The 20,567-nt window shown below is 51.2% G+C and carries 18 protein-coding genes; 4 read left to right on the top strand and 14 right to left on the bottom strand.

The genetic code is table 11. The features are described 5' to 3' along the window. Positions 1–3 precede the first annotated feature (3 nt). Complete coding sequence (locus tag A3844_RS14480; protein WP_074107737.1) at positions 4–672, bottom strand: hypothetical protein; 669 nt, start codon at positions 670–672, stop codon at positions 4–6. Positions 673–769: 97 nt separating this feature from the next. Here A3844_RS14480 and A3844_RS14475 point away from each other — a divergent pair, with 97 nt between their 5' ends. Both A3844_RS14475 and A3844_RS14470 read left to right on the top strand, forming a co-directional pair. Beyond that, on the top strand, positions 770–1,636 hold the full coding sequence (locus A3844_RS14475) for an AraC family transcriptional regulator (protein ID WP_074107736.1): 867 nt from the start codon (positions 770–772) through the stop codon (positions 1,634–1,636). Positions 1,637–1,731: 95 nt separating this feature from the next. Then, positions 1,732–2,532 (top strand): polysaccharide deacetylase family protein, encoded by an 801-nt coding sequence (locus tag A3844_RS14470; protein WP_074103508.1) that lies wholly within the window; start codon positions 1,732–1,734, stop codon positions 2,530–2,532. 328 nt (positions 2,533–2,860) lie between these two features. On the opposite strand, the gene A3844_RS14465 is transcribed toward A3844_RS14470, so the two are convergent. The 11 genes from A3844_RS14465 to A3844_RS14410 form a co-directional block, all read right to left on the bottom strand. Continuing rightward, on the bottom strand, positions 2,861–3,922 hold the full coding sequence (locus A3844_RS14465; RefSeq protein ID WP_167374680.1) for a hypothetical protein: 1,062 nt from the start codon (positions 3,920–3,922) through the stop codon (positions 2,861–2,863). Between the two features lie 334 nt (positions 3,923–4,256). After that, complete coding sequence (locus tag A3844_RS14460) at positions 4,257–5,549, bottom strand: homocysteine synthase (RefSeq protein WP_074085016.1); 1,293 nt, start codon at positions 5,547–5,549, stop codon at positions 4,257–4,259. 247 nt (positions 5,550–5,796) lie between these two features. Then, complete coding sequence (locus tag A3844_RS14455) at positions 5,797–6,303, bottom strand: GNAT family N-acetyltransferase (RefSeq protein WP_074107734.1); 507 nt, start codon at positions 6,301–6,303, stop codon at positions 5,797–5,799. Between the two features lie 131 nt (positions 6,304–6,434). After that, positions 6,435–7,112 carry a deoxyribose-phosphate aldolase gene (gene deoC / locus A3844_RS14450; protein WP_074085018.1) on the bottom strand — a complete coding sequence of 226 codons (678 nt, stop codon included), beginning with the start codon at positions 7,110–7,112 and terminating at the stop codon, positions 6,435–6,437. A gap of 461 nt (positions 7,113–7,573) precedes the next feature. Next, positions 7,574–9,025 carry a SulP family inorganic anion transporter gene (locus A3844_RS14445; RefSeq protein WP_074107733.1) on the bottom strand — a complete coding sequence of 484 codons (1,452 nt, stop codon included), beginning with the start codon at positions 9,023–9,025 and terminating at the stop codon, positions 7,574–7,576. A gap of 219 nt (positions 9,026–9,244) precedes the next feature. After that, positions 9,245–10,321 (bottom strand): bifunctional 3-deoxy-7-phosphoheptulonate synthase/chorismate mutase, encoded by a 1,077-nt coding sequence (locus A3844_RS14440; RefSeq protein WP_074085020.1) that lies wholly within the window; start codon positions 10,319–10,321, stop codon positions 9,245–9,247. 476 nt (positions 10,322–10,797) lie between these two features. Continuing rightward, a complete protein-coding gene (locus A3844_RS14435) occupies positions 10,798–13,062 on the bottom strand; it encodes a PAS domain-containing hybrid sensor histidine kinase/response regulator (RefSeq protein WP_083606849.1) in 2,265 nt (754 codons plus the stop codon). 200 nt (positions 13,063–13,262) lie between these two features. Then, positions 13,263–13,649, bottom strand: coding sequence for a response regulator (locus A3844_RS14425; RefSeq protein WP_167374678.1), 387 nt, complete (start codon positions 13,647–13,649; stop codon positions 13,263–13,265). A gap of 148 nt (positions 13,650–13,797) precedes the next feature. Continuing rightward, on the bottom strand, positions 13,798–14,472 hold the full coding sequence (locus A3844_RS14420; protein ID WP_074085022.1) for a Na-translocating system protein MpsC family protein: 675 nt from the start codon (positions 14,470–14,472) through the stop codon (positions 13,798–13,800). A 163-nt stretch (positions 14,473–14,635) separates the two neighbouring features. Next, positions 14,636–15,919 (bottom strand): ArsB/NhaD family transporter, encoded by a 1,284-nt coding sequence (locus A3844_RS14415; RefSeq protein WP_074103551.1) that lies wholly within the window; start codon positions 15,917–15,919, stop codon positions 14,636–14,638. A 162-nt stretch (positions 15,920–16,081) separates the two neighbouring features. Next, positions 16,082–17,674, bottom strand: a complete 1,593-nt coding sequence (locus A3844_RS14410; protein ID WP_074107731.1) for a copper amine oxidase N-terminal domain-containing protein — start codon at positions 17,672–17,674, stop codon at positions 16,082–16,084. Positions 17,675–18,033: 359 nt separating this feature from the next. On the opposite strand from A3844_RS14410, the gene A3844_RS14405 reads away from it, so the two are divergent. Next, the gene (locus A3844_RS14405) at positions 18,034–19,140 is read left to right on the top strand and encodes an LLM class flavin-dependent oxidoreductase (RefSeq protein WP_074107730.1); all 1,107 of its coding nucleotides are present in this window, start codon (positions 18,034–18,036) and stop codon (positions 19,138–19,140) included. 12 nt (positions 19,141–19,152) lie between these two features. Here the strand turns inward: A3844_RS14405 and A3844_RS14400 are convergent, their stop codons facing one another. Beyond that, on the bottom strand, positions 19,153–19,773 hold the full coding sequence (locus tag A3844_RS14400) for a flavin reductase family protein (protein ID WP_074107729.1): 621 nt from the start codon (positions 19,771–19,773) through the stop codon (positions 19,153–19,155). 98 nt (positions 19,774–19,871) lie between these two features. Between A3844_RS14400 and A3844_RS14395 the strand changes: the two genes are divergently transcribed. Next, positions 19,872–20,252 (top strand): hypothetical protein, encoded by a 381-nt coding sequence (locus A3844_RS14395; protein WP_074107728.1) that lies wholly within the window; start codon positions 19,872–19,874, stop codon positions 20,250–20,252. A gap of 71 nt (positions 20,253–20,323) precedes the next feature. On the opposite strand, the gene A3844_RS14390 is transcribed toward A3844_RS14395, so the two are convergent. Then, positions 20,324–20,563 (bottom strand): hypothetical protein, encoded by a 240-nt coding sequence (locus A3844_RS14390; protein ID WP_074107727.1) that lies wholly within the window; start codon positions 20,561–20,563, stop codon positions 20,324–20,326. Positions 20,564–20,567: the final 4 nt, after the last annotated feature.

The following is a 20,567-nucleotide window of genomic DNA, read 5'->3' as shown; positions in this document are numbered from 1 at the left end:
CCTCTATTCACTCTCCTTTTTGCCGGCTGGGACCGGTACGTTAAGCACGATAGTGAGCTTTTTCCAAATTTCCTGGTCAGCCGGGGCATCCATCCATTTCATAAAATGCGGGTCCATTACTTCCCCCCATTGATCCGGTCTGAGATTCGTTGCGAGCTTTCCCGCATAAGGCGCCGGCTCCACCGTACTGGGCAGCTCGGCATAAAAGAACAGCAGGTTCTCATGAAGTCCGATGATTCCGTATTTGTCACCGTCTCCCGGGCGCTCCTCCTGATATTGGTAGTGATAATAGATATAGCTTGAAACCTGTTCCGGCTTCAAAAGCGCCACCCGTCCAAAGGGAGTACTCTCCTGTTGAGTGCGCTTCCAATGCTGCCTGGAAACCGGCTGCTGGTAGTGGAAAATGTCCATCATGGGCACCCACCATCTGGGCTGCTGTCCTCCCGGCCAAACCTTGAGCAGCTCCTCCCCATCTGCAAACAGCCGCTCCGGTTCATGCCGCTCTCCGCCGCATTCGTAATAAAGAAACAGCTCGTTCCCTTTCTGGAATACGCTTAGCCGCGAAATATCCAGCATTTCCATTCGTTCATTCAGCAATGGGAGCCGGGATTGAAAAAAGAGCTCTGGAATCCCGCCCTCCCTGCACTCGGCCCTGTATAAACAGCGCTGCATAGTCACCCTCCAGCCTTATGTCATCTTCCTCTTCAGAGTAGCGCATCCGGCGGGCCGCTTCCTTGACGATCAGGACCATCTTTAGCATAATAACGACATGACAAAAAAACTCTATGCACGGGATCTGGGACTCGAACCCGGCTTCACTTTCCGTATTCAAAAATGCCCGCTGACGCATGATTATTATGTGCACTGCCATGATTTCTCGGAACTGGTGGTCATTCTGGAGGGAAGCGCAATTCATATCATTGAAGGAAAGGAGTACCCCGTTTCTGCGGGTCAGGTGTTTTTTATACACAGTGATATTTCCCACGGCTACAAAAATGTGCAGAATATTCAATACGTCAATGTCATGTTCCATCCCGACCAGCTGCTCCAGCTGCCAGAGCTTAAGCTTCTCCCGGGATTCCAGGCGCTGTTTTATCTGGAGCCCTTTTTCCGCAAGGAAATGTTCTTCAAAGGCATGCTCTCTCTGCAGCCTGCTCAGCTTGATGAGGTGAATCTTTTGCTGGACCGGATTCTGGAGGAGCATGACCGGCAAATTGACGGCTACCGGCTGATGATCCGCACCTATTTCACGGCGCTCGTCGGCACGCTGTCACGGTATTACCGGCAGAATGGCGGCGGGACCGAGAACAAGGCACTGCGGATCGGGGAGGCGATCACCTATATTGAGGAGCATTTTTTGCAGCCTGTTTCTCTGCAGGGTCTGGCCGATCTGGCCTATATGTCCAAGCGCCAGTTCCTCCGTGTATTCACCCGGAATTATCATACGACACCTATGGATTACGTTATCCGCAAAAGGCTGGACTACTCCTGCACGCTGCTGCGCAATCCAGAGCTGTCCATCTCTCAGGTGGCAATGGACAGCGGCTTCCGGGATCACAACTATTATTCCAGGCAATTCAGAAAAGTGTTCCAGTGCTCGCCTTCGGAATATCGGGTGCATAAGGCGGGGCTGTGATTGCAGGCCGTCTATGTACAAGAATCTTGCTAATAGCCGCCGTCTCTGGCATTGTTCATAATGAAATCATTGAATAATCAGGAGGTTGAAATGTTATGAAAGTCAAGCTTGATCTTTTTCCGGGCGGTGTTACTAAAGCGCTAACAACGAGCTGGGATGACGGCAGAATCTATGACAGACAGCTTGTGGCGATACTGAACCGGCAGGGTCTGAAGGGCACCTTTCATTTGAATTCAGGGTTTTTCGGCAAGGAAAGCTATATCCTCGGAGAAGAAGTGTCATCCCTTTACAAGGGTCATGAAATATCCGCACATACCAGCACTCATCCCTTTCTCTCCATGACCCCCCGGGCGGGCATTGCTGAAGAAATTCTGAAGGACCGCGGGCATCTGGAAACCCTTGCGGGCTATCCCGTGAGAGGTATGTCCTATCCGTTCGGTGACTACAGTGATGAGGTGCTGAGCATTCTTCCTGCACTGGGAATCGAGTATGCACGCACTGTGCAATCCCACGGCGGCTTCACCTTGCCGGATCATCTGCTGGCTTGGCACCCCACCTGTCATCACCGTGATATGCTGCCGCTCGGACAACGATTCCTGGAGGAGAAGCCCAGACATTCGCGGATGCAGCTCCTATATGTCTGGGGGCACAGCTATGAATTCAACGACAATCACAACTGGGAGGAATTAGAACAGTTCGCCGGCCTGATGGGCGGTCGTCAGGAGATCTGGTATGCGACCAATATCGAGATTGCCGACTATCTGTCTGCTGTACGGGGGTTGCGCTTCTCCGCTTCCCAAGCCATCGTGTATAATCCGTCAGCAGTGGATGTATGGATCACGGCAGAGGACCAACCCCGCCAGATATCCGCAGGCGCTACGGTGCGGCTGGATTAAAGCAGGATGCGGCAGGAGCTTGCAGACAAAGGCTGAATTTCAACGGGAGTGTTTCCAACGATAATGGCCTGGGCTGAAGCAGATCCACCTGCGATGCTTCAACAACGGTATTTCTGCCGTTGTTACGGAGCAGATCCACCTGCGGCGCTTCAACAACGGCATTTCTGCCGTTGTTTCGGAGAGAACCCCTCCTTTGGCCGATTCAGCTTTTATTCGCAGCAGCAGATCATCATTCCCTAAATAAAAAGAGACCCGATTTCTTCCTGCACCAGCCGCAGAAGAGATCGGGTTTCCTTGTTAAAGTGTGTGTTATCAACACATAGCTGGACTAGCTGCTCAGCCATCCTCCGGCGGCTGGCTTAGCCTGATCCTGCCGGGCCATCCAGGTCAGGCAGGCTGCCCGCAGCAGCGCTTCTGTCCGCTGGCCCGCGCTGCAAAAGATCCCGCCGAAGCCGATCCGGTACAGATCGGCCAGCGCATACGCCGCCGGGGCACCGGCGGCGAGCAGTACCGCCGCCGGCTTCACGCGCTGCACGGCGGCCAGGATCTCTTCCGCCGCCTTGGCGAAGCCTCCGGCGGCGTCTTCCGGCGCGGCTTCGCCTGCCGCGCCGTCCAGCACCAGGAAATCGGCGATGCGCGCGATTTCCCCCGCGGCGGCGCGCTCCACATCGGGCGGAATCATCGCCCCGATGCGGCACGCCGCCGCGTAAGCGTGGCCGAGGGTCTGTTCGGCCACGCCCTCGATGAATTCGCGCTGCGCCGCGAATTCGGCTGCGCTGGCGGGATACGGCGCCAGCAGGTCCACGCGGCAGTCGCCGCCCAGGCGCTGGCGCTCCGCGACCGAAGCGAAAAGCGCCTCAAGCTGCGCATCCTGCAGCGCAGCCTGCCTGGCCGGCTGATCGGCCAGCTCCGGCATGAAGGGCAGCGTAACGGCGGCCCAGGCCCCGTCCGCCGACTCCAGCAGTGCTGCTGCTGATGCACGCAACCGATAATAGATCCGCTGCAGAATCCGTTCCTCCTGCTCGGCGGTTTCGCTGAACAGCCAGCCCGCGTAGAGTTCGTTCACCTCAGGAGCAAACAGCCACTCCCCGCTGCGGATCAGGCAGGGGCCCGCAGGCAACGCTCCAGGTTCTTCCCGCAGAACCGTCCGCTCCTCGCGCCCATCCCGCAGCACCAAAAAAGCCGGACGTTCACCCGGACGTCTGAAATAAGCACGGTGCATCGGCTCGATTAAGCTTGTGCGCTCTCCTTCAGCAATAAACTCTGCAGCTGCGGAAGCCACAGACGCAGATTGGCTCATTTCTACCCCAATTGCCCGATCTCCGGCAAGATACTTGAACGGACGCTCTTCCTTATTCCGGTTATGCTCCTGCTCGCGTTCACCCTTCATTTCCGCACCCACCTTTTTAGCTTTGGATTGCTGCCGGCTTCCTTCGGGCTTCAGACCACCACCGGCATCGTCTGCATACTTCATCTTATAAATACGGGAACCCGCAGCAAAATATGCAAGCGTTACCAATTTATTAGGGGAACAATGCCGGGAAAAGTGTAACTCTGCCGCCGATCCCTTTTTAAGGAATAGGCATACAGCGCAAGTGATATCCTGCATTATTTAAGCGGATAAGCAGCAGCTACATTTCATGAAAAAGGCCACTATCCCATTACGCCGCTCACCGATCGATGAACGATTGCGTATTTGGATAGTGGCCTGTACACACTCTGACTTATTGTTGGCTGGCTGCGATGGCCTGCTCCAGATCATATAGAATATCGTCGATGGATTCTGTACCGATGGAGAGCCGGATTAATTCCGGGGTAACCCCCGCGGCAATCTGTTCCTCATCCGAAAGCTGCTGATGCGTGGTGCTCGCCGGATGAATAATCAGCGATTTGGAATCACCGACATTGGCCAAGTGGGAGAACAGCTTCACGCTCTCGATCAGTTTGACCCCGTTAGCCGCTCCGCCCTTGATTCCGAAAGTGAGAATAGCGCCCTGCCCCTTGGGGAGATACTTCCGGGCCAGCTCATACGATGGATGGCTTGGAAGTCCCACATAGCTGACCCAGTCCACAGCTTCATGCTGCTCCAGATAGCGGGCTACCTTCAGTGCATTCTCACTGTGACGCTCCATTCTCAAATGAAGGGTTTCGAGGCCCTGCAGCAGCAGCCAGGAGTTGAACGGCGAGATCGCTGCACCCAAATCACGCAGCAATTGTACGCGTGCTTTGATGATATAGGCAACCGGTCCTACAGCTTCCGCATAGACCAGTCCGTGATAGCTTGGATCAGGTTCGGTCAGGCCGGGGAATCGTCCGCTTGCCTTCCAATCAAACTTGCCGCTGTCCACAATCACCCCGCCGATGGAGGTTCCGTGTCCGCCAATAAATTTGGTAGCAGAATGGACAACAATATCTGCACCAAATTCAATAGGACGAAGCAAGTACGGACTTGGGAACGTATTGTCCACAATCAGCGGGATTCCATGCTCATGGGCGATAGCCGCCACCGCTTCGATATCCAGCACATTTCCCTGCGGATTGCCGATGGTTTCGGCGTACAGGGCCTTTGTCTTGTCCGTAATCGCACTGCGGAAGTTCTCCGGATCATCCGAATCCACAAAGTGCACCTTGATTCCCAGCTTCGGAAGTGTAGTGGAGAACAAATTATAAGTACCGCCATACAGGCTGGCAGAAGAGACAATCTCATCTCCGGCCCCGGCAATATTAAGGATGGAAAAAGAAATTGCCGCTGACCCGGAAGCTGTCGCAAGCGCACCCGCCCCGCCTTCCAGTGCAGCAATACGCTGCTCGAAAACATCGGTGGTCGGATTCATCAGACGGGTATAGATGTTGCCGAACTCCTTCAGCGCGAACAAATTGGCGGCATGCTCGGCGTCACGGAATCCGTAGGAAGTGGTCTGGTAGAGCGGCACTGCACGTGCGAAGGTAGTGGGATCAATCTCCTGGCCTGCATGTACGGCTAACGTTTCAAATGACAGCTTGCGGTCTTCTGACAATGGGTTTTCCTCCCTTGATCTGTGTGATGGTAAACCTTAACAACTAAGAATTGTTCCTATTCTCTCACAAACCATGTTATTTGGGAAGAAAAATATCTCATTATTCCAATGTGTTTTATTTAGTTGAGAAAAACTGTGATCCGCAGCATCCCGCCATGGTAAGCGTTCTCAAATTTATCGAAGCCAAACTTAAGGCTCTCCTTCGGAATTCCATCTTCTGATGAAGCTGCGTAAGCGGCAAAAGTAGTCATCCGGTTAATTGATTTCGCCGCAAATAGAAATATACCAGATTGTCCACAAGCTCGGCCTCTCTAGAGAACCCCAACGCCATCAGCAGGCGTATGGATCTGTCATTTCCGGGATCAACTGTAGCTTCGATGACCTCAAGCCCCATCTGTTCAAATCCAAATTGGATCACCGGATGAAGTGCTTCCGTCATCAGACCCTTGCCCCAGAAGGCTCTGGACAGATCGTAGCCAATTTCCGCTGTGCCTGAGGGTCCAGTTCTCCAGCAATGATATCCGCAGGTTCCCGCCATTCGCTCCTGCTGCTTATCGAATATTCCCCAGCGGCAGCCCGAATCGTCGATGTGAAACTGGATTATTTCATCAGCTTCGGCAATATCCCGGCAGGGCGGAATATCCATATAGCGCGTTACTTCTTCATCCGAGAAATGCTGGAATACAGCCTCATTATCTTCCAGCGTAAGTACTCTTAACCTCAGTCTATCTGTTTCAATAACAGGGTAATTCATCTTCGTCAATAGCCTCTTCTCCGCCTTCTCATTTCCTAGAGAAATCCGCTTATTTCTCATCTCATAAAAAAATGGCTGCAGCGTCCCTGATACAATGACGCCGCAGCCGCTTTTTTTGAAACTAACTGCAATTAATAGTTGCTCTGGCTCTGTTCGCCTTTGGCAATAGCCACTCCGCCGCTGGTGCCGATACGGGTTGCGCCTGCTCCAACCATAACAAGCGCATCTTCTGCGCTGCGCACACCGCCGGAAGCCTTAACACCGATATCAGGACCTACAGTCGCACGCATCAATGCAATATCTTCCTTAGTCGCACCGCCTGTGGAGAATCCGGTCGAGGTTTTCACAAAATCAGCTCCGGCTTCTACGGCGAGCTTGCAGGCGCGGATTTTCTCTTCATCTGTAAGCAGGCAGGTCTCAATAATCACTTTGGTCAGTGCTTTACCGCGTGCTGCATCGACTACTGCAGCGATATCCCGCTTCACCAGTTCATTGTCGCCATCCTTCAATGCTCCGATGTTGATGACCATATCCACTTCCCCTGCACCGTTCGAAATCGCGTTCGTGGTCTCAAATGCCTTGGTTTCAGGTGTCGAAGCGCCCAGCGGGAACCCGATAACCGTGCAGACCTTCACTTCAGGCGTGTCCTTCAACACCTCGTAGGCAGTAGCAACCCATGCCGGATTCACGCAAACTGAAGCGAATGTATAGGTTTTGGCCTCTTCCGCCAGCTTGATGATATCTTCTTTACGGGCATCCGCCTTCAGCAGCGTATGGTCAATAATCCCGGATAATTTGTTTTCGCTCATTATTAATTCCTCCATGGTAATCGGTAGTAGACGCTCGCATTCCTTGTAATCATACCAATAGTAAGGCACTTTGGAAAGCTGTGCGGGCGGGCGTCCCTTTAGTCTAATTATAGTTAACAAGACCTTGCCTGCACTTTCACCTGGCGGATGGCCCCGCATATCATTCGTGTTTGCGCGGATAACCTTTGAAGCCTTGTACACTTCACTTCTTTGATTTTCTCCAATTGAAGATCGGTCAGCTCCCGGATCTGCCGGGTCTATCCGACTCGCCGCTGGCAATTTTCATGTTGTAGCTGCTAATCGTACCCTTCACAGCCGAGCCGGTATCCCCTTTGGATGGCTATGTTCCCTGCCGCGATGCAGATGATATACAGAAGATACGGGCAAAAGACAAAAAAAGAAGCCCTCTCCGCAGCCAGGTATCTGGCATTGGAGAAAACCTCTCAATGAACATCATTCAACTAATGACCGCCAGATGGTGACAATCCGATCCGTTTTACCAGCAGCGCGCTTTGTTCGTTCAAACCGGTAAGGGTTACTTTCTTGCCAATAGCTTGATACTTGGATATGATCTTGGCCATTGCATCTACTGCGGACTGATCCCATACATGCGAATGGGTGAAATCAATAATGATCTGCTCCGGATCGCTGTCCACCATGAAATGATGGATGAATTGGCTTGTTGTGCCGAAGAACAGCTGACCATGCACCGTATACCGGGTAGAGACCGCCGCTGTATGAATAGTCATACGGATGGAGGCGATTTTCCAGGCAAAGGTAAGGGCACTGAGCAGGACACCGAACAATACACCAATCGAGAGATTATCGGTGACAACCACCGTAACCACGGTGACGAGCATAACCAGAGCATCGCTTAACGGAACCTTCGTCAATGAAGTTAGTGATTTCCATTCAAAGGTACTGATGGATACCATGAACATCACCCCAACCAGAGCTCCCATGGGAATCTGCTTCACCACATCGCCCAGAACCAGAATCAGGAACAGCAGAAAAATTCCGGACACAAGGGTCGACAGCCGGCTGCGGCCGCCCGATTTCATATTCACCATAGATTGGCCGATCATCGCGCAGCCAGCCATGCCCCCAAAGAAGCCGGTGACTATGTTCGCCAGACCCTGACCCTTTGCTTCACGGTTCTTATCGCTCCCGGTGCCGGTAATATCGTCAATCAGGGTCGCGGTCATCAATGATTCCAGCAGTCCTACTACGGCAAGCGACAGCGAATAAGGTAAAATAATCAGCAGTGTATCCAGGGTAAACGGAAGCACCGGCAGGTGGAATACTGGCAAAGCCGACGTGATCTCTCCCATATCACCTACGGTTCTCACATCCAGATCCAGAACAATGCTGAGCACGGACACCACTATAATCGCCACTAGTGCCGAAGGCACCGCCTTAGTGAAACGGGGAACCGTATAGATAATAAGCAGCGTAAGTGCCACCAGGGCATACATTACCCACCCTTGTCCGCTGAAATGCGTCAACTGCGCCATAAAAATCAGAATCGCCAGCGCATTCACAAAACCGGTCATCACCGGCTGCGGCAAAAAGGTAATAAATCTCCCAAGCTTCAGCATCCCCATGAGGATTTGAATGATTCCGGCCAGTACGGTAGCTGCAAACAAGTACTCTATACCATGGTTCAACACCAGGCTACCGACCAAAAGAGCCATGGCCCCCGTAGCTGCCGAAATCATACCTGGCCTTCCACCCGCAAATGCCGTAACCACCGCAATGCAAAACGAAGCGTACAGGCCTACCATGGGACTGACTCCCGCAAGTATAGAAAAGGCAATCGCTTCCGGGATCAGGGCAATAGCCACCGTCATCCCGGACAAAATATCGTTCCTCGTGTTCAAAAACCACACGTTCTTCAAACTAAGCTGCTTCAAATCTTTTGTTCCTCCTGTGACTGTTATGGGATGAGGCACTTTCTGTATAAGCCGGGTCCGGTGCAGCTCCAATGCTACTTATTGTACCTGACCATCCATAACCTTCACAAAAGTTCAATTTGCTCTTGTAAGCGTTGTTTATTGCGTTATCCTCGTCTTAACTGCACTATCCGTCCAAATTCTATATATTCAAATTTGAGTATGACAGATTCAGCGGTTTTAACGGTACAACCCGGAAGCTTTTACTTCATTGAAGAACGTATTGAACTCCTCAATGTTCAGCTGCTGCGCGGCATCGGACAACGCAGTAGCCGGATCAGGATGAACTTCTACCATAATGCCGTCGGCTCCAGCGGCGAGAGCAGCCTTGGCACAAGGGATCAGAATATCCTTGCGTCCGGTTGAATGGGTCACATCGACCAGCACCGGCAAATGGCATTCCTGCTTGAGAATCGGCACGGCCGAGATATCAAGCGTATTGCGGGTCGCTTTCTCATAGGTGCGGATACCGCGTTCAATCAGCATAATTTCCATATTGCCCCGGGACATAATATATTCCGCCGCATGGATGAATTCATCCAGCGTAGCCGATAGTCCGCGCTTCAGCAGCACTGGCTTATTCACTTCGCCTACTGCTTTGAGCAGTTCGAAGTTATGCATATTCCGTGCGCCAACCTGAATCACATCCACATAATCAAGGGCCTCTTCAATATGGCGGGGGTCTACAATTTCACTAATGGTGAGAAGACCGTACTCCGTAGCTGCTTCCCGCAGAATTCTCAGGCCATCCATTCCAAGACCCTGGAAATCATAAGGGGAGGTACGGGGTTTGAAGGCTCCGCCGCGCATAACCTTTACACCAGCCTTCTGCAAAGCGGCAGCAACGGTACGGGTCTGCAGCTCACTCTCCACGGAGCATGGACCTGCCACCATCAACGACGATAATCCGCCGACCGTAACATTTCCCGGCAGAACGATAACGGTATCCTCCGCGTGGTTTTTCCGGGCTACCAGCAGGGACTTCTTATGCTCCGTACTTTGCAGATCAAGCGATGCGGAGAAAATCTGCTTGAAGAGGGTGCGGATCGTTCCGCTTGTGAAAGGACCCTTGTTGCTTGCTACCAGCTTCTCCAGCATCTGTTTTTCCCGTTCGGGATCGAACTTTGGCACACCCTGTTTTTCTTTTACCGCTCCAATTTCCTGCACAACCTGGGCCCGCTCGGAGATTAACTCCAGCAGTTGTCCATTGATCTCATCCAGGCGGGCTCTCAGCCCATTAAGTTCCACGTTGCTCATTACCTTCCACTCCTTCTTGTCAGTTGAATTTAAAATATGAACGCAAAAAGGCCCCCCGTCGCAAGGGACGAGGAGCCGTGGTACCACCCTAATTTAGAAATTAATCCATTCTGAAGCTTCGGCAAAAAACACCTTCAAGCCCGGCTGGAATCAACTCTGTCTTATACCCGGTAACGCGGAGCGCGGGCCGTCCTACACATACCTGCTGCAGCAGTGTACTTCAGGGGCCAACTCGGAAGTGAACTTCGGCGCAAATCGTCTCTTGAGGGTGCTCTCAGTCTCCGGCACACCTTCCCTGTTAAGATCCGTTTCTCGCGCTTACTCTCTTCGTCATCATCATTTCATTATGGCTGGCACTACATTTGTACCAGTTTCTGCTATCTTAAACAAAATAGATAACACATGCAAGATATCCATTCACCGCATCTCAGCTTTAATGCAGTACAATGATTTATATACGGTTCCGCAGCCCATCTTCAGAAAAACTTGCCTAACATTGCGCTCACGGTCTCACTTCTCAGCGGCTTACTGATATATTCATCCATTCCGGCAGCCAGGCATAACTCGCGGTCTCCCTTGAGCGCATTGGCAGTAACGGCAATGATCACCGGCTGCTTCTCCGGCGGCAGCATTTCTTTGATCGCCTGTGTGGCTTCCAGACCGTTCATGCGCGGCATTTGCACATCCATAAATATAAGATCGTAGCTTTTCCCGTGAACCATCTGCATGACCTGCAGCCCGTCTCCCGCAACATCGACGGAATAACCGCGTTTCTCCAGAATTTTACGCAATACGATCTGATTGATCTCGTTGTCCTCAGCCACGAGAATCCGCAAGGGATGTCCGCCCGAAAGCGGTTCAGTCCCTTCTTTGCCAGTCTCTGTACCAGACTGCCTGCCTGTTTCTTCATGCAGCACGACTGTGAACACAAAGGATGATCCTGACTCCACTGAAGTATCCAGAGCGATTGTGCCGCCCATCAGTTCCACAAGCTGCTTGGTAATGGCTAGTCCCAATCCTGTCCCCTCATGGCGCCGGTTCATGAAATGATCAAGCTGATAGAAGGGCTCGAACAGCCGGCTGCGCGAACGCTCGGGAATCCCAATACCGGTATCGGCCACTGTGAATTCCAGCGTCACCTTTCCCTCGGCTCTTGCTGCTGTCCTTAGCCTTACCTTTATCCCTCCGCTGTAAGTAAACTTCACGGCATTCCCCACCAAATTAAGCAGGATCTGCTTCAGCCTGTCACCGTCACCAATCAGATGGTGCGGTACATCCGGACCGATGTCCATGTCAATCTTCAGGCCTTTCTTGTCTGCTTTATGCTGCAGCAGCTCTAGCACAGAATCTACACAGGTCATCAGCATAAACGGCTCTTCATGCAGGACGGTTTTGCCTGCCTCGATTTTGGAGAAGTCCAGCACATCATTGATGATTGCTAGCAAGGTATCGCCGCTTTGACGGATGATATCCAAGTACTCTCTTTGCTGTGAACCCGGTTCACACATATCCAGCAGCAGGTCCGTCATCCCGATAACACCGTTCATGGGCGTACGAATCTCATGGCTCATCATCGCCAGAAACTCGCTTTTGGCGCGGTTTGTTTTTTCGGCAGACTCTTTGGCAATCAGCAGCTTCTTCTGTTCGGTAATATCCTTAACGATAATATAGAATCCTACTGTGATGTTATTAATAATAATCGGGGCAATGGTCGTCAGCACCTCTACAGAATGCCCCTCCCGATGCCAAATATGGCCGATATTCACCTCAGCAGAGCCGTCTTTTTGGGGATAGGTAATCACTTCCTCCAGATGGTCTTCGCCGATAATCCGGCCCACATTCATACCAACCAGCTCCGGAATGCTGTAGCCAGTAAGCTGGCAGGCTTTCTCATTCCCGTTAATAATTCTACCCTCAAGGTCAAGGGAAATAATCGCATCATGGTTATACTTTTTAAGGGATGTATATCTTTCGACGGATTCCTGCAGCTTCTGTTCCACAATCCTGCGTTCCGTCACATCCCGTCCGACAGCGAGTACGCTGTGCCGGGATCCCTCTTCAATCAGGCGAAGGGTGAACTCAATCCACAAATAGCGGCCGTCGGCATGTTGAATCCGGATCTGCACCCTCTGAAAATCTTGAGTTTCAGGAAAATCAAGCCCCTCAAGATCATCAGGATGGATCAGCCCGCGGAGATCCCGGCCCACCAGCTGTTCGGGATCGTAGCCGAGCACCTCACTTACCGAAGGTGAGCAGTACCTGCAAATACTGTCCGGTGTTGCATAATAGACCACATCGGAAATATTGGCCACAATCTGTTTATACAGCATGTCTGTATGAGAACCCAGCTCATCACTTTCTTCTTCAGCAGCCAGCTCCGCCAGATGCAGCAGATAATACAGCTTTTTTCCCGTCGAGGGATCGCTCACAAGTGTCATATGGAGCAGCACCGGCACCGGCGGTCCGGAGGCGGCGGACAAATTAATTTCACACTCCAAAAAAGGTGTCTCTCCAGCGTCTAGAGCACCTGCCATCTTAATATATTTCCCTAGTGAATCCCCGTATAGAAGCTCTCTGAAATGCTGTCCCAGGAGCTGTTCCTCCGTAAACCCAAGCAGTGAGGTTACCACCGGATTTACGCTGGTCCAATGCTCGTCCATGGAAAGGAAAGCTACTCCAACCACTCCCGTTCTGCATGCATATCCAAAGTGGGAATATGCTTCTGCATGTTGTTTTGACATGTAATTTCACCGCCCGTTTGTGGAGTATCAAACGCAAGAATTTTAGTTAAAATCTTCAGTATTAATATCTTGCATTATCGGGTGAATGTCAAATGGTAATCTAGCTTGGTCAACTGAACAAAACCGGTCTTCAGGGCAGAGTCCTCCCCAGTTCTCCACTATCGCTGACCCGTTCCTTCTCCCCTGAAATGTCTGTAGCATCAGTCAATTCCGGCTAAAAGCTTCTCCACAGCCTCTGTAAGGGCTTTTACCTGAAACGGCTTGGTCATATAACCGGAAAATCCTGCATTTTGAGCCCGTTCGATATCAGATCTCTGGGCAAAGGCGCTGATCGCCAGCACCGGTATCGGACGTGTTAATTCATCATTTTGCAGCCGTTCCATCGCTTCATATCCATTCAGGTCGGGCAGGCCAATATCCAAAATAATCAGATCCGGCAGTGTCCGCCGGGCGATCTGCAGACCCAGCGCTGCCGTCTCAGCTTTCAGCAGAAGTACGGAGGGCAGATTTTTTTTGAAGATATGATGCATTAAAGCCATATTGAGATGATTATCTTCCACGTACAGCACTGTCTGCTTACGATCCACCAGCATGTCCCCCTAAATACCCAGCGTAACTCTCCCTATGAGACAGCAGAAAAAATAAAAAGCCGAAGAAAGGGGATCATTCCCCTTTCTCCGGCTCATGTTCGGCTCATTCGCATGTCCGACTCATTTCCGCCTCATATGATGGTGATTATAGAAAAGTATAGGCTATTACGCTGGTATCTTTGTCGAAATCCCAATCCACATAAATGTCGGCAAGCTCTTTGCCGAGCATCGGCGCAATCGTGGTGGTATCCTCCAAGTATCGTTTTTCCATCTTGCGTTTGGTTGTTTTGAGTGTGTTCTCATAACCAAGGCCAATTAATTCCTTCTCCAAAGGAATCAGAATACCTTCACGCTTAATAATCAGGGTGCGGGGGCCCAGCCACCAGGAATCAGTATATACCGGCTCCTTCTGCACCTTTCTGCTTACCTCGTTAATTTGGGCATGAACCTCATCCCGTCCAGCATAATCGTCAATTTCTGCTCCATCCTGCTTGATGAGCGCAACGATCATTCCTGAAGCGTTATGTATCCCCCAATCGTAAAAAAGCTCGCCGACCTCAATAGCCATCATGTCCTTCAGGTACGCTGAAAGCTCCGGAAGCAGCGATTTCATTAAAAGTTCACGTGTGTACCGGAAAGCCTGTTCCTCTTCCTTGTTCAGCAGAAACCGCTCCACAGGCCCGATAAAATTACGTATATGCAGGGCTATGCATTGCTTCCCAATAGATGCATGGATAGACTCGGGTCCTTTCCCGAAACGCTCCCGAAGCAGTCTTCCTGTATAACTGGATAGTTGGCTAGTAAGTTCCGTAGTGCTCATTCAATTTCCCCCAGCATTATTTTTTGTGTATGTGTTTGTTAGTGTGGGGAGAACTCCGCCTGCTGAAAGAAATGGCCAGTTCTCTTAAGTATAATATTATCCAGCTTCTGCGTATACAGTAAAATTAACCAGATCAGTTGGAATACTAATCAAATGGCAAAGGTTAGACCAGATACCTCAGATAGATATACACGCTTGAGATTACAATCGACAGCAGCATCAAAGGAAAGCCGAATTTCAAATATCGCATGAAGGTGATCGGATGTCCCTCTTTTGCCGCAAGGCCTGCTACAATTAGATTCGCACTTGCGCCAATCAGCGTCCCGTTCCCTCCCAGACATGCCCCGAGTGCAAGACTCCACCATAAAGGCTCCAGGTTATGGATACCCAACGTTCCCATCTCCTGAATCAGAGGAATCATCGTTGCCACAAAAGGAATGTTGTCCAGAAAAGCCGAGGCCAGCGCGCTCAGCCATAAGATCAGCATTGAACTGGCCACCAGATTCCCGCCGGTAAGCTCCATCGCTTTGCCTGCCAGTTGTGCGATCACACCCGTCTCCACCAGGCCGGACACGAGCACAAACAGACCGATAAAGAAAAATATCGTAATCCATTCCACACTCTTAAAGGCTTTAAGCAGCATCTTTTCTCCCCCAGCCAGGAGAAGCAGTACAAAAGCTCCAGCCAGCGCCACTGTTGCCGACTCCAGATGTATCGACTGATGCAGGAAGAACCCAAGAATCGTCAGTCCCAGCACCCACAGACACTTGCGCAGCAGCTTGCGGTCCTTAAGCATCGCCTGTTCATCCATCTCCATGACCCTCTGTTGCAGCTCGGGTGAGGTCTTGAGCTGCTTGCCGAACATGAGCAGGAACAGCGGCAAATATGCCAGAATGATAATCAGGATCACCGGAGTGAGGTTGCTGATAAACGCCATGAATGTCAGTTCCTTTACGGCGCTGCCAATCATAATATTCGGGGGATCCCCAATCAGCGTCGCTGTACCGCCAACGTTCGAGGCAACGATTTGTGATAACAGAAACGGTATTGGATTAATCCGCAGCTGTCTCGTAATGCTGAAGGTAATCGGCACCATGAGCAGAACCGTGGTCACATTATCAAGAAACGCCGAGGCCAGTGCAGTCACTACGACCAGTGCCACTAATATTCGCCTAGGCTCACCCTTGGCCACCTTGGCTGCCTTTACCGCCACATAACTAAACAAGCCGGTCTCCGCGGTAATCCCCACCATCATCATCATTCCTACCAGCAGGCCAAGCGTATTGAAATCAATATGCTCCAGCGCTGTTTCCTGCGAGACAATGCCTACCCCAACCATAATCAAGGCTCCCAGCATCGCCACAATCGTGCGGTGAACCTTCTCCGAAATAATCAGCCCGTATGTAAGCAGAAAAATACTTATTGCCCAAATCCCTTGCTGTTCCATAATGCCTCCCGTAAAATTCTTATGGCTTGCCCTAAAGCTTATCATATCTTCCTTGATAGCAAAAAAAAAGCCCGAAGGCCATGCGCCTCGCAGCAGCAAGCTGAACAGGTTCACGCACATCCGGGCTTAGGAGAGTCTTTTGAGAGGATTCCCCCCTTAGTTTTACATCTCTTTCATCAGCGTAATCAGACCTTCCGTCTGGTTCCAGGTTACATTCCATTGCAGAAGTTCAGCAATGAAGCGAAGAGGAACCATCGTTCTGCCGTCTTTGTTAATGATGACTTTGGCGCCGACAGATTTTTGCATACCATTGACTTCCATTACATTGCTGTCAATCCAGAACTTCAACGTATCATTGCCCGCCATTACCCATACGGTGCGGGTCTGGTGATCATATTTCACTTTTGCTCCAATGCCCTCACCAAGGTAACGCAGCGGGATATATGTTGTACCACTCCTATTCGAAGGTTTTGTATCCATCATCGTTACAATTCCGTTAATGTTCAGTTCTTTGCTGTTCAGCCTCATCCATACCGTGGTCATGCTGGCGGGAATTGCTGCTTCCTGGAACTTGTCGTTGAACTGAGCGACAATCGCTCCCGACAGGGCCAATCCTACGCCGAACATCGTTTTATAGCCTGCACGGTTTGTGGTATAAGAAGCCGTATAATCTCCGGCAGCATACTGGTCCAACGTGCTCTGCACCTGACCTTCATGGGCCTTCAATGCAGTCTGTGCCGCACTTGCCGGCAGCTTCCCGGCCGTTGCAGTGCCCAGAAATTTGCCCAGTTCCATAGTGAAGCCGTCGATCCGTGCCAGAACGGCTGCACGCGCGGCAGCATCTTTGTTCTTCACTGCATTCACATAATCGCTCTGGGCAGTGATATGGTTGCCCACCCAAATCTGTTCAAAAGCATCCCCGCCAGCAGCGCCGTAGATCGAGGCAACAGCCGCTTTGAAATCAGCTGTATTGCCCGCTTCGGCGTTAATGAGAGCCTGGTAGTCGGCTTTGCCGTCAAATTGCTTCTGCATTTCCAGTACTGAGAGCGCAAAGTGCTCAGCAGCTACACTGTTCAGCGCTGAACGGAGGTCAGCAGCCTTGGTATCCGGACGGGTGTTCTGGAATTTATCCGGCATTTGCGTGGCAATTGCTGTAGACAACACCTTGCTGATCGTGAACATTTCCTGAAAACCAGTGCGATAGGTCGTGTATGCCTTGTTATAATCACCGGCTACATAAGCATTGAATACCTGCTGTACATGATTTTCATGACTCCGAATCGCTTCTTCTGCCGCTGTTTGCGGAAGTTTGCTGGCAGTTGCGGTACTCAGAAAAGCAGCAAACTCTGCGACGAAGCCCTGAACCTCCTGCTCTGCTTTTTGACGGGCGGCGGTGTTGTTCGCTTTGGTGGCCTTGACCAAATCATCCGTATATTTGTTATGTTCGCGGAAGATCCGTTCAAATTCTGTACCTCCGGCTTCGCCGTACAGCGAGGTAATCGCCGGTTGCATATCCAGCGCATTCTGGTCCAGCGCCTGATAAGCGGCAGCAGCATCCCTGGAACCGTCATAGGCTTTGGTCATCGCGGTAACCGCAAGGGCGAAATGCTCGGACAGCAGGTGATCGAGACTCGCTCTGAGCTGGGCGGCTGGTGTATCCACAACGGCTTGGGGCGGCGCTGCTGCCGCACTCGCCATCACTGGCAGTAACAGGGACAAACTAAGTACAGGGGCTAGCAATTTCTTCAGCTTCATCTTCTTACCTCCTTGGAATGGGGTGAACCTGGGCTCATGTAGAGGGTGCCAAATTGGAGAAGCGCTCGCTCATCAGCGCATACGCTTAATCCTGCTTACTCTAATGAATCGCAGAGTTTATATTTTTGGATCACCTTTTTCACAAAAAAATTTAAATCAAAACCCAGGGCAGCAGCAGTCCATGGATGAAAACAAAAAAATCCAACACACTAATCCTAAGTAAAATCATGGATTCCAACACATCTGCAAACTTACACTCATGTACTTACATTTTGTAAGTTATTGTGATACAATAACTTATATTCTTCCTTACATCGGATAGGAAAACACTAATACTTAAATAACAAGGGGTTTGAACGATGGACAACAATACTATAGAAGAAACATTACCGGAATTTGAATTTGGCATTTACACATTGGGGGATATTGTAACCGACTGCCACACAGGGCAGCGGATCAGCCCTCAGCAGCGTATGAATGAAGTCATCGAAGCCGCCAAGCTGGCTGATGAAGCGGGGCTTGATGTATTCGGGGTGGGTGAACATCACCGGCTGGACTTTGTGATCTCCTCAGTACCCGTGGTGCTCGCCGCCATCTCTCAAGTGACGAAGCGGATCAAGCTGACCAGCGCAACTACCGTGCTCAGCACTATCGACCCGGTGCGGGTGTTTGAGGATTTTGCTTCCCTTGACTTGCTGTCCGGCGGACGCGCGGAAATCATCTCTGGACGGGGGGCATTCCTGGAATCCTTCCCGCTGTTCGGCTATGAACTGGAAGACTACAAACAGCTCTTTACCGAGAATCTGGAGCTGCTGCTGCAGCTCAATCAGCAGGAAGTCATGAATTGGAAAGGGCATTTCCGATCCCCGCTGCACAATGCCGAGATCGCACCGCGTCCCCTGCAGCAGAAGCTTCCGCTCTGGGTCGGCATCGGGGGCTCGGCCGAAAGCGCCGAACAGGCCGGCCGTCTCGGCATAGGTATGGCCATCGCCATTCTAAGCGGCAGCCCGGAGCCTTTCCAGAACCTTGCCAATACTTACCGGAAGAGCGGAACTGCGGCCGGACATGCAGCAGCAGACCTGAAGATCGCCATCACGAGCCATGGCTACATTGCCAAGACTTCACAACAGGCGCTGGATGAATATTATCCCTACTATTACAGCTACCGCAATGCCATTAGTCCAAGCCGTAACCAGGAATACCGCGTCTCCCGCAGTGATTTTGGCCACTTCGTATCTCCGGTCAACACTCTGGCTGTCGGCAGCCCGCAGCAGATTATTGAGAAGATCCTCTACCAGCACGAGCTGTTCGGCCACAACCGCTTCATGACCCAATTGGATATTGGCGGAATTCCCTACAATAAGGTGGCTACTGCGATTGAACTGCTGGCTACTGAGGTAGCCCCGGTTGTGCGCAGAGAAATTGCCAAGAAGAGCAGCAGAATTTCGCCCGCCCGTGAACTTTAACACCGTTAATTTTTACGTCTCCGACCGGTATGATTTACCAAGCTCCGCACTTAATCCAAAGTAATGGCGGAAATTATAGATCAGCGGGTTCCAGCTTGACGGATGAATATAATGTTCACCGGCAACCAGTTCCTTATGGACATGCACCTGTGTGCTTTTCGTTTCGACAATAGCAAAATGCGGTGAATCCTCCGGAATACGGATATGCTTCACCCGCGCTTCAATCTGGATCGGGCATTCGGCGATTCTGGCTGTTTGTACCGTAGTGGATACAGCCTGCGTAAAGCCTGAATGAGCAAATTTATCCTTTTCAAAAATAAATCCGGCTCCCTTCTTTTCAACAGGGACCGGATTTTTCCCTGTCAGTCTGGCTAATCCTTCCACCTGCTCCCACTGGGAAGCATCCGGCAGATTGATCACGCATTCAGGCATCCGTTTGAGGTTTTCCAATGCTTTCCCGTTGATTCCCAGTCCCAAAATAATATGATCTCCTAAAGCCCACGAGGAGGAAATCGGACTAATATTAACGGTTAAATCCTCATTTAGTGTCGTCAACAGGATGACCGGCGTCCCGTAATAAAGAATTTTCGGATGTATCGGTACCGTTCGGTGGGTTTCTGCAAAATTATTCATCCTATAAGCTCCTCTGCAAGTGTATTCGATTCTATTGTAAAATAGAGATCTTACAATATTCATCTAACTCCCTTCGCCACTCCGTACAGGATCATGCCATGCGCGAAGCCAGAACCTGTTATGACCATCTGGCCGGAAAATTCGGGGTGCAGTTAACAGAAGCTTTGCTGCTTGAGGGGATTATAGCGGAGGAAGCAAACGGCTTCTCCATCACAGCCGCAGGTGAACTTGTCTTGGGCAGGCTGGGAATACAGCTGGATGAGGTTAGAAAATGCAGGCGCGCCTTTGCCCCCAAATGCCTGGACTGGAGCGAACGGCGTTACCATCTTGCCGGGGCCTTGGGAGCTGCTATCCTTCAACTTCTGCTGGAACGCCATTGGGTGAACAGACTCCCTCGTACAAGAGCCATTGTTATAACTGCAGAGGGAAAAAAAGGATTGGCGGCTGCGTTTCCGTCGACCTTTTCAGAACCTTTGTAAACGAATCGGTCATTTAACACAAAAAGAGGGCCCCCAGTATGTACTGGGGACCTATCCTGGTGAAGCACCGGCTAAGCAAACGAAGGCTTGGTATTGTCAACCTTCCCGCTGATGAGCTTCTTGTATTCATCGTCTCCGCCTTCAAGAGAAGGCGCAATATATACGTTCATGGTCGAAGGTGACAGCTTAGTGGGCCTTCCCGCTCCTGTCTTTCGCTTCATGCGGCCTTTGCCGCCTTCACTGCCGGTGCTGTTGTTCGCGGTTCGGCGGACAGCACTGGATAAACTGACTGCATTCTTCATATTCTTCATCGTG

This window comes from Paenibacillus helianthi (assembly GCF_001909055.1).
Lineage (GTDB): Bacteria > Bacillota > Bacilli > Paenibacillales > Paenibacillaceae > Paenibacillus_AQ > Paenibacillus_AQ helianthi.
This window is presented reverse-complemented; position numbering and strand designations above follow the sequence as displayed.

Coding starts and splice junctions, on each gene's coding strand:
- A3844_RS14480 (WP_074107737.1), bottom strand. CDS start 672: ATGCAGCGCTGTTTATACAGGGCCGAGTGCAGGGAGGGCGGGATTCCA.
- A3844_RS14475 (WP_074107736.1), top strand. CDS start 770: ATGACAAAAAAACTCTATGCACGGGATCTGGGACTCGAACCCGGCTTC.
- A3844_RS14470 (WP_074103508.1), top strand. CDS start 1,732: ATGAAAGTCAAGCTTGATCTTTTTCCGGGCGGTGTTACTAAAGCGCTA.
- A3844_RS14465 (WP_167374680.1), bottom strand. CDS start 3,922: ATGAAGGGTGAACGCGAGCAGGAGCATAACCGGAATAAGGAAGAGCGT.
- A3844_RS14455 (WP_074107734.1), bottom strand. CDS start 6,303: ATGAATTACCCTGTTATTGAAACAGATAGACTGAGGTTAAGAGTACTT.
- deoC (WP_074085018.1), bottom strand. CDS start 7,112: ATGAGCGAAAACAAATTATCCGGGATTATTGACCATACGCTGCTGAAG.
- A3844_RS14440 (WP_074085020.1), bottom strand. CDS start 10,321: ATGAGCAACGTGGAACTTAATGGGCTGAGAGCCCGCCTGGATGAGATC.
- A3844_RS14435 (WP_083606849.1), bottom strand. CDS start 13,062: ATGTCAAAACAACATGCAGAAGCATATTCCCACTTTGGATATGCATGC.
- A3844_RS14420 (WP_074085022.1), bottom strand. CDS start 14,472: ATGAGCACTACGGAACTTACTAGCCAACTATCCAGTTATACAGGAAGA.
- A3844_RS14415 (WP_074103551.1), bottom strand. CDS start 15,919: ATGGAACAGCAAGGGATTTGGGCAATAAGTATTTTTCTGCTTACATAC.
- A3844_RS14410 (WP_074107731.1), bottom strand. CDS start 17,674: ATGAAGCTGAAGAAATTGCTAGCCCCTGTACTTAGTTTGTCCCTGTTA.
- A3844_RS14405 (WP_074107730.1), top strand. CDS start 18,034: ATGGACAACAATACTATAGAAGAAACATTACCGGAATTTGAATTTGGC.
- A3844_RS14400 (WP_074107729.1), bottom strand. CDS start 19,773: ATGAATAATTTTGCAGAAACCCACCGAACGGTACCGATACATCCGAAA.
- A3844_RS14395 (WP_074107728.1), top strand. CDS start 19,872: ATGCGCGAAGCCAGAACCTGTTATGACCATCTGGCCGGAAAATTCGGG.
- A3844_RS14390 (WP_074107727.1), bottom strand. CDS start 20,563: ATGAAGAATATGAAGAATGCAGTCAGTTTATCCAGTGCTGTCCGCCGA.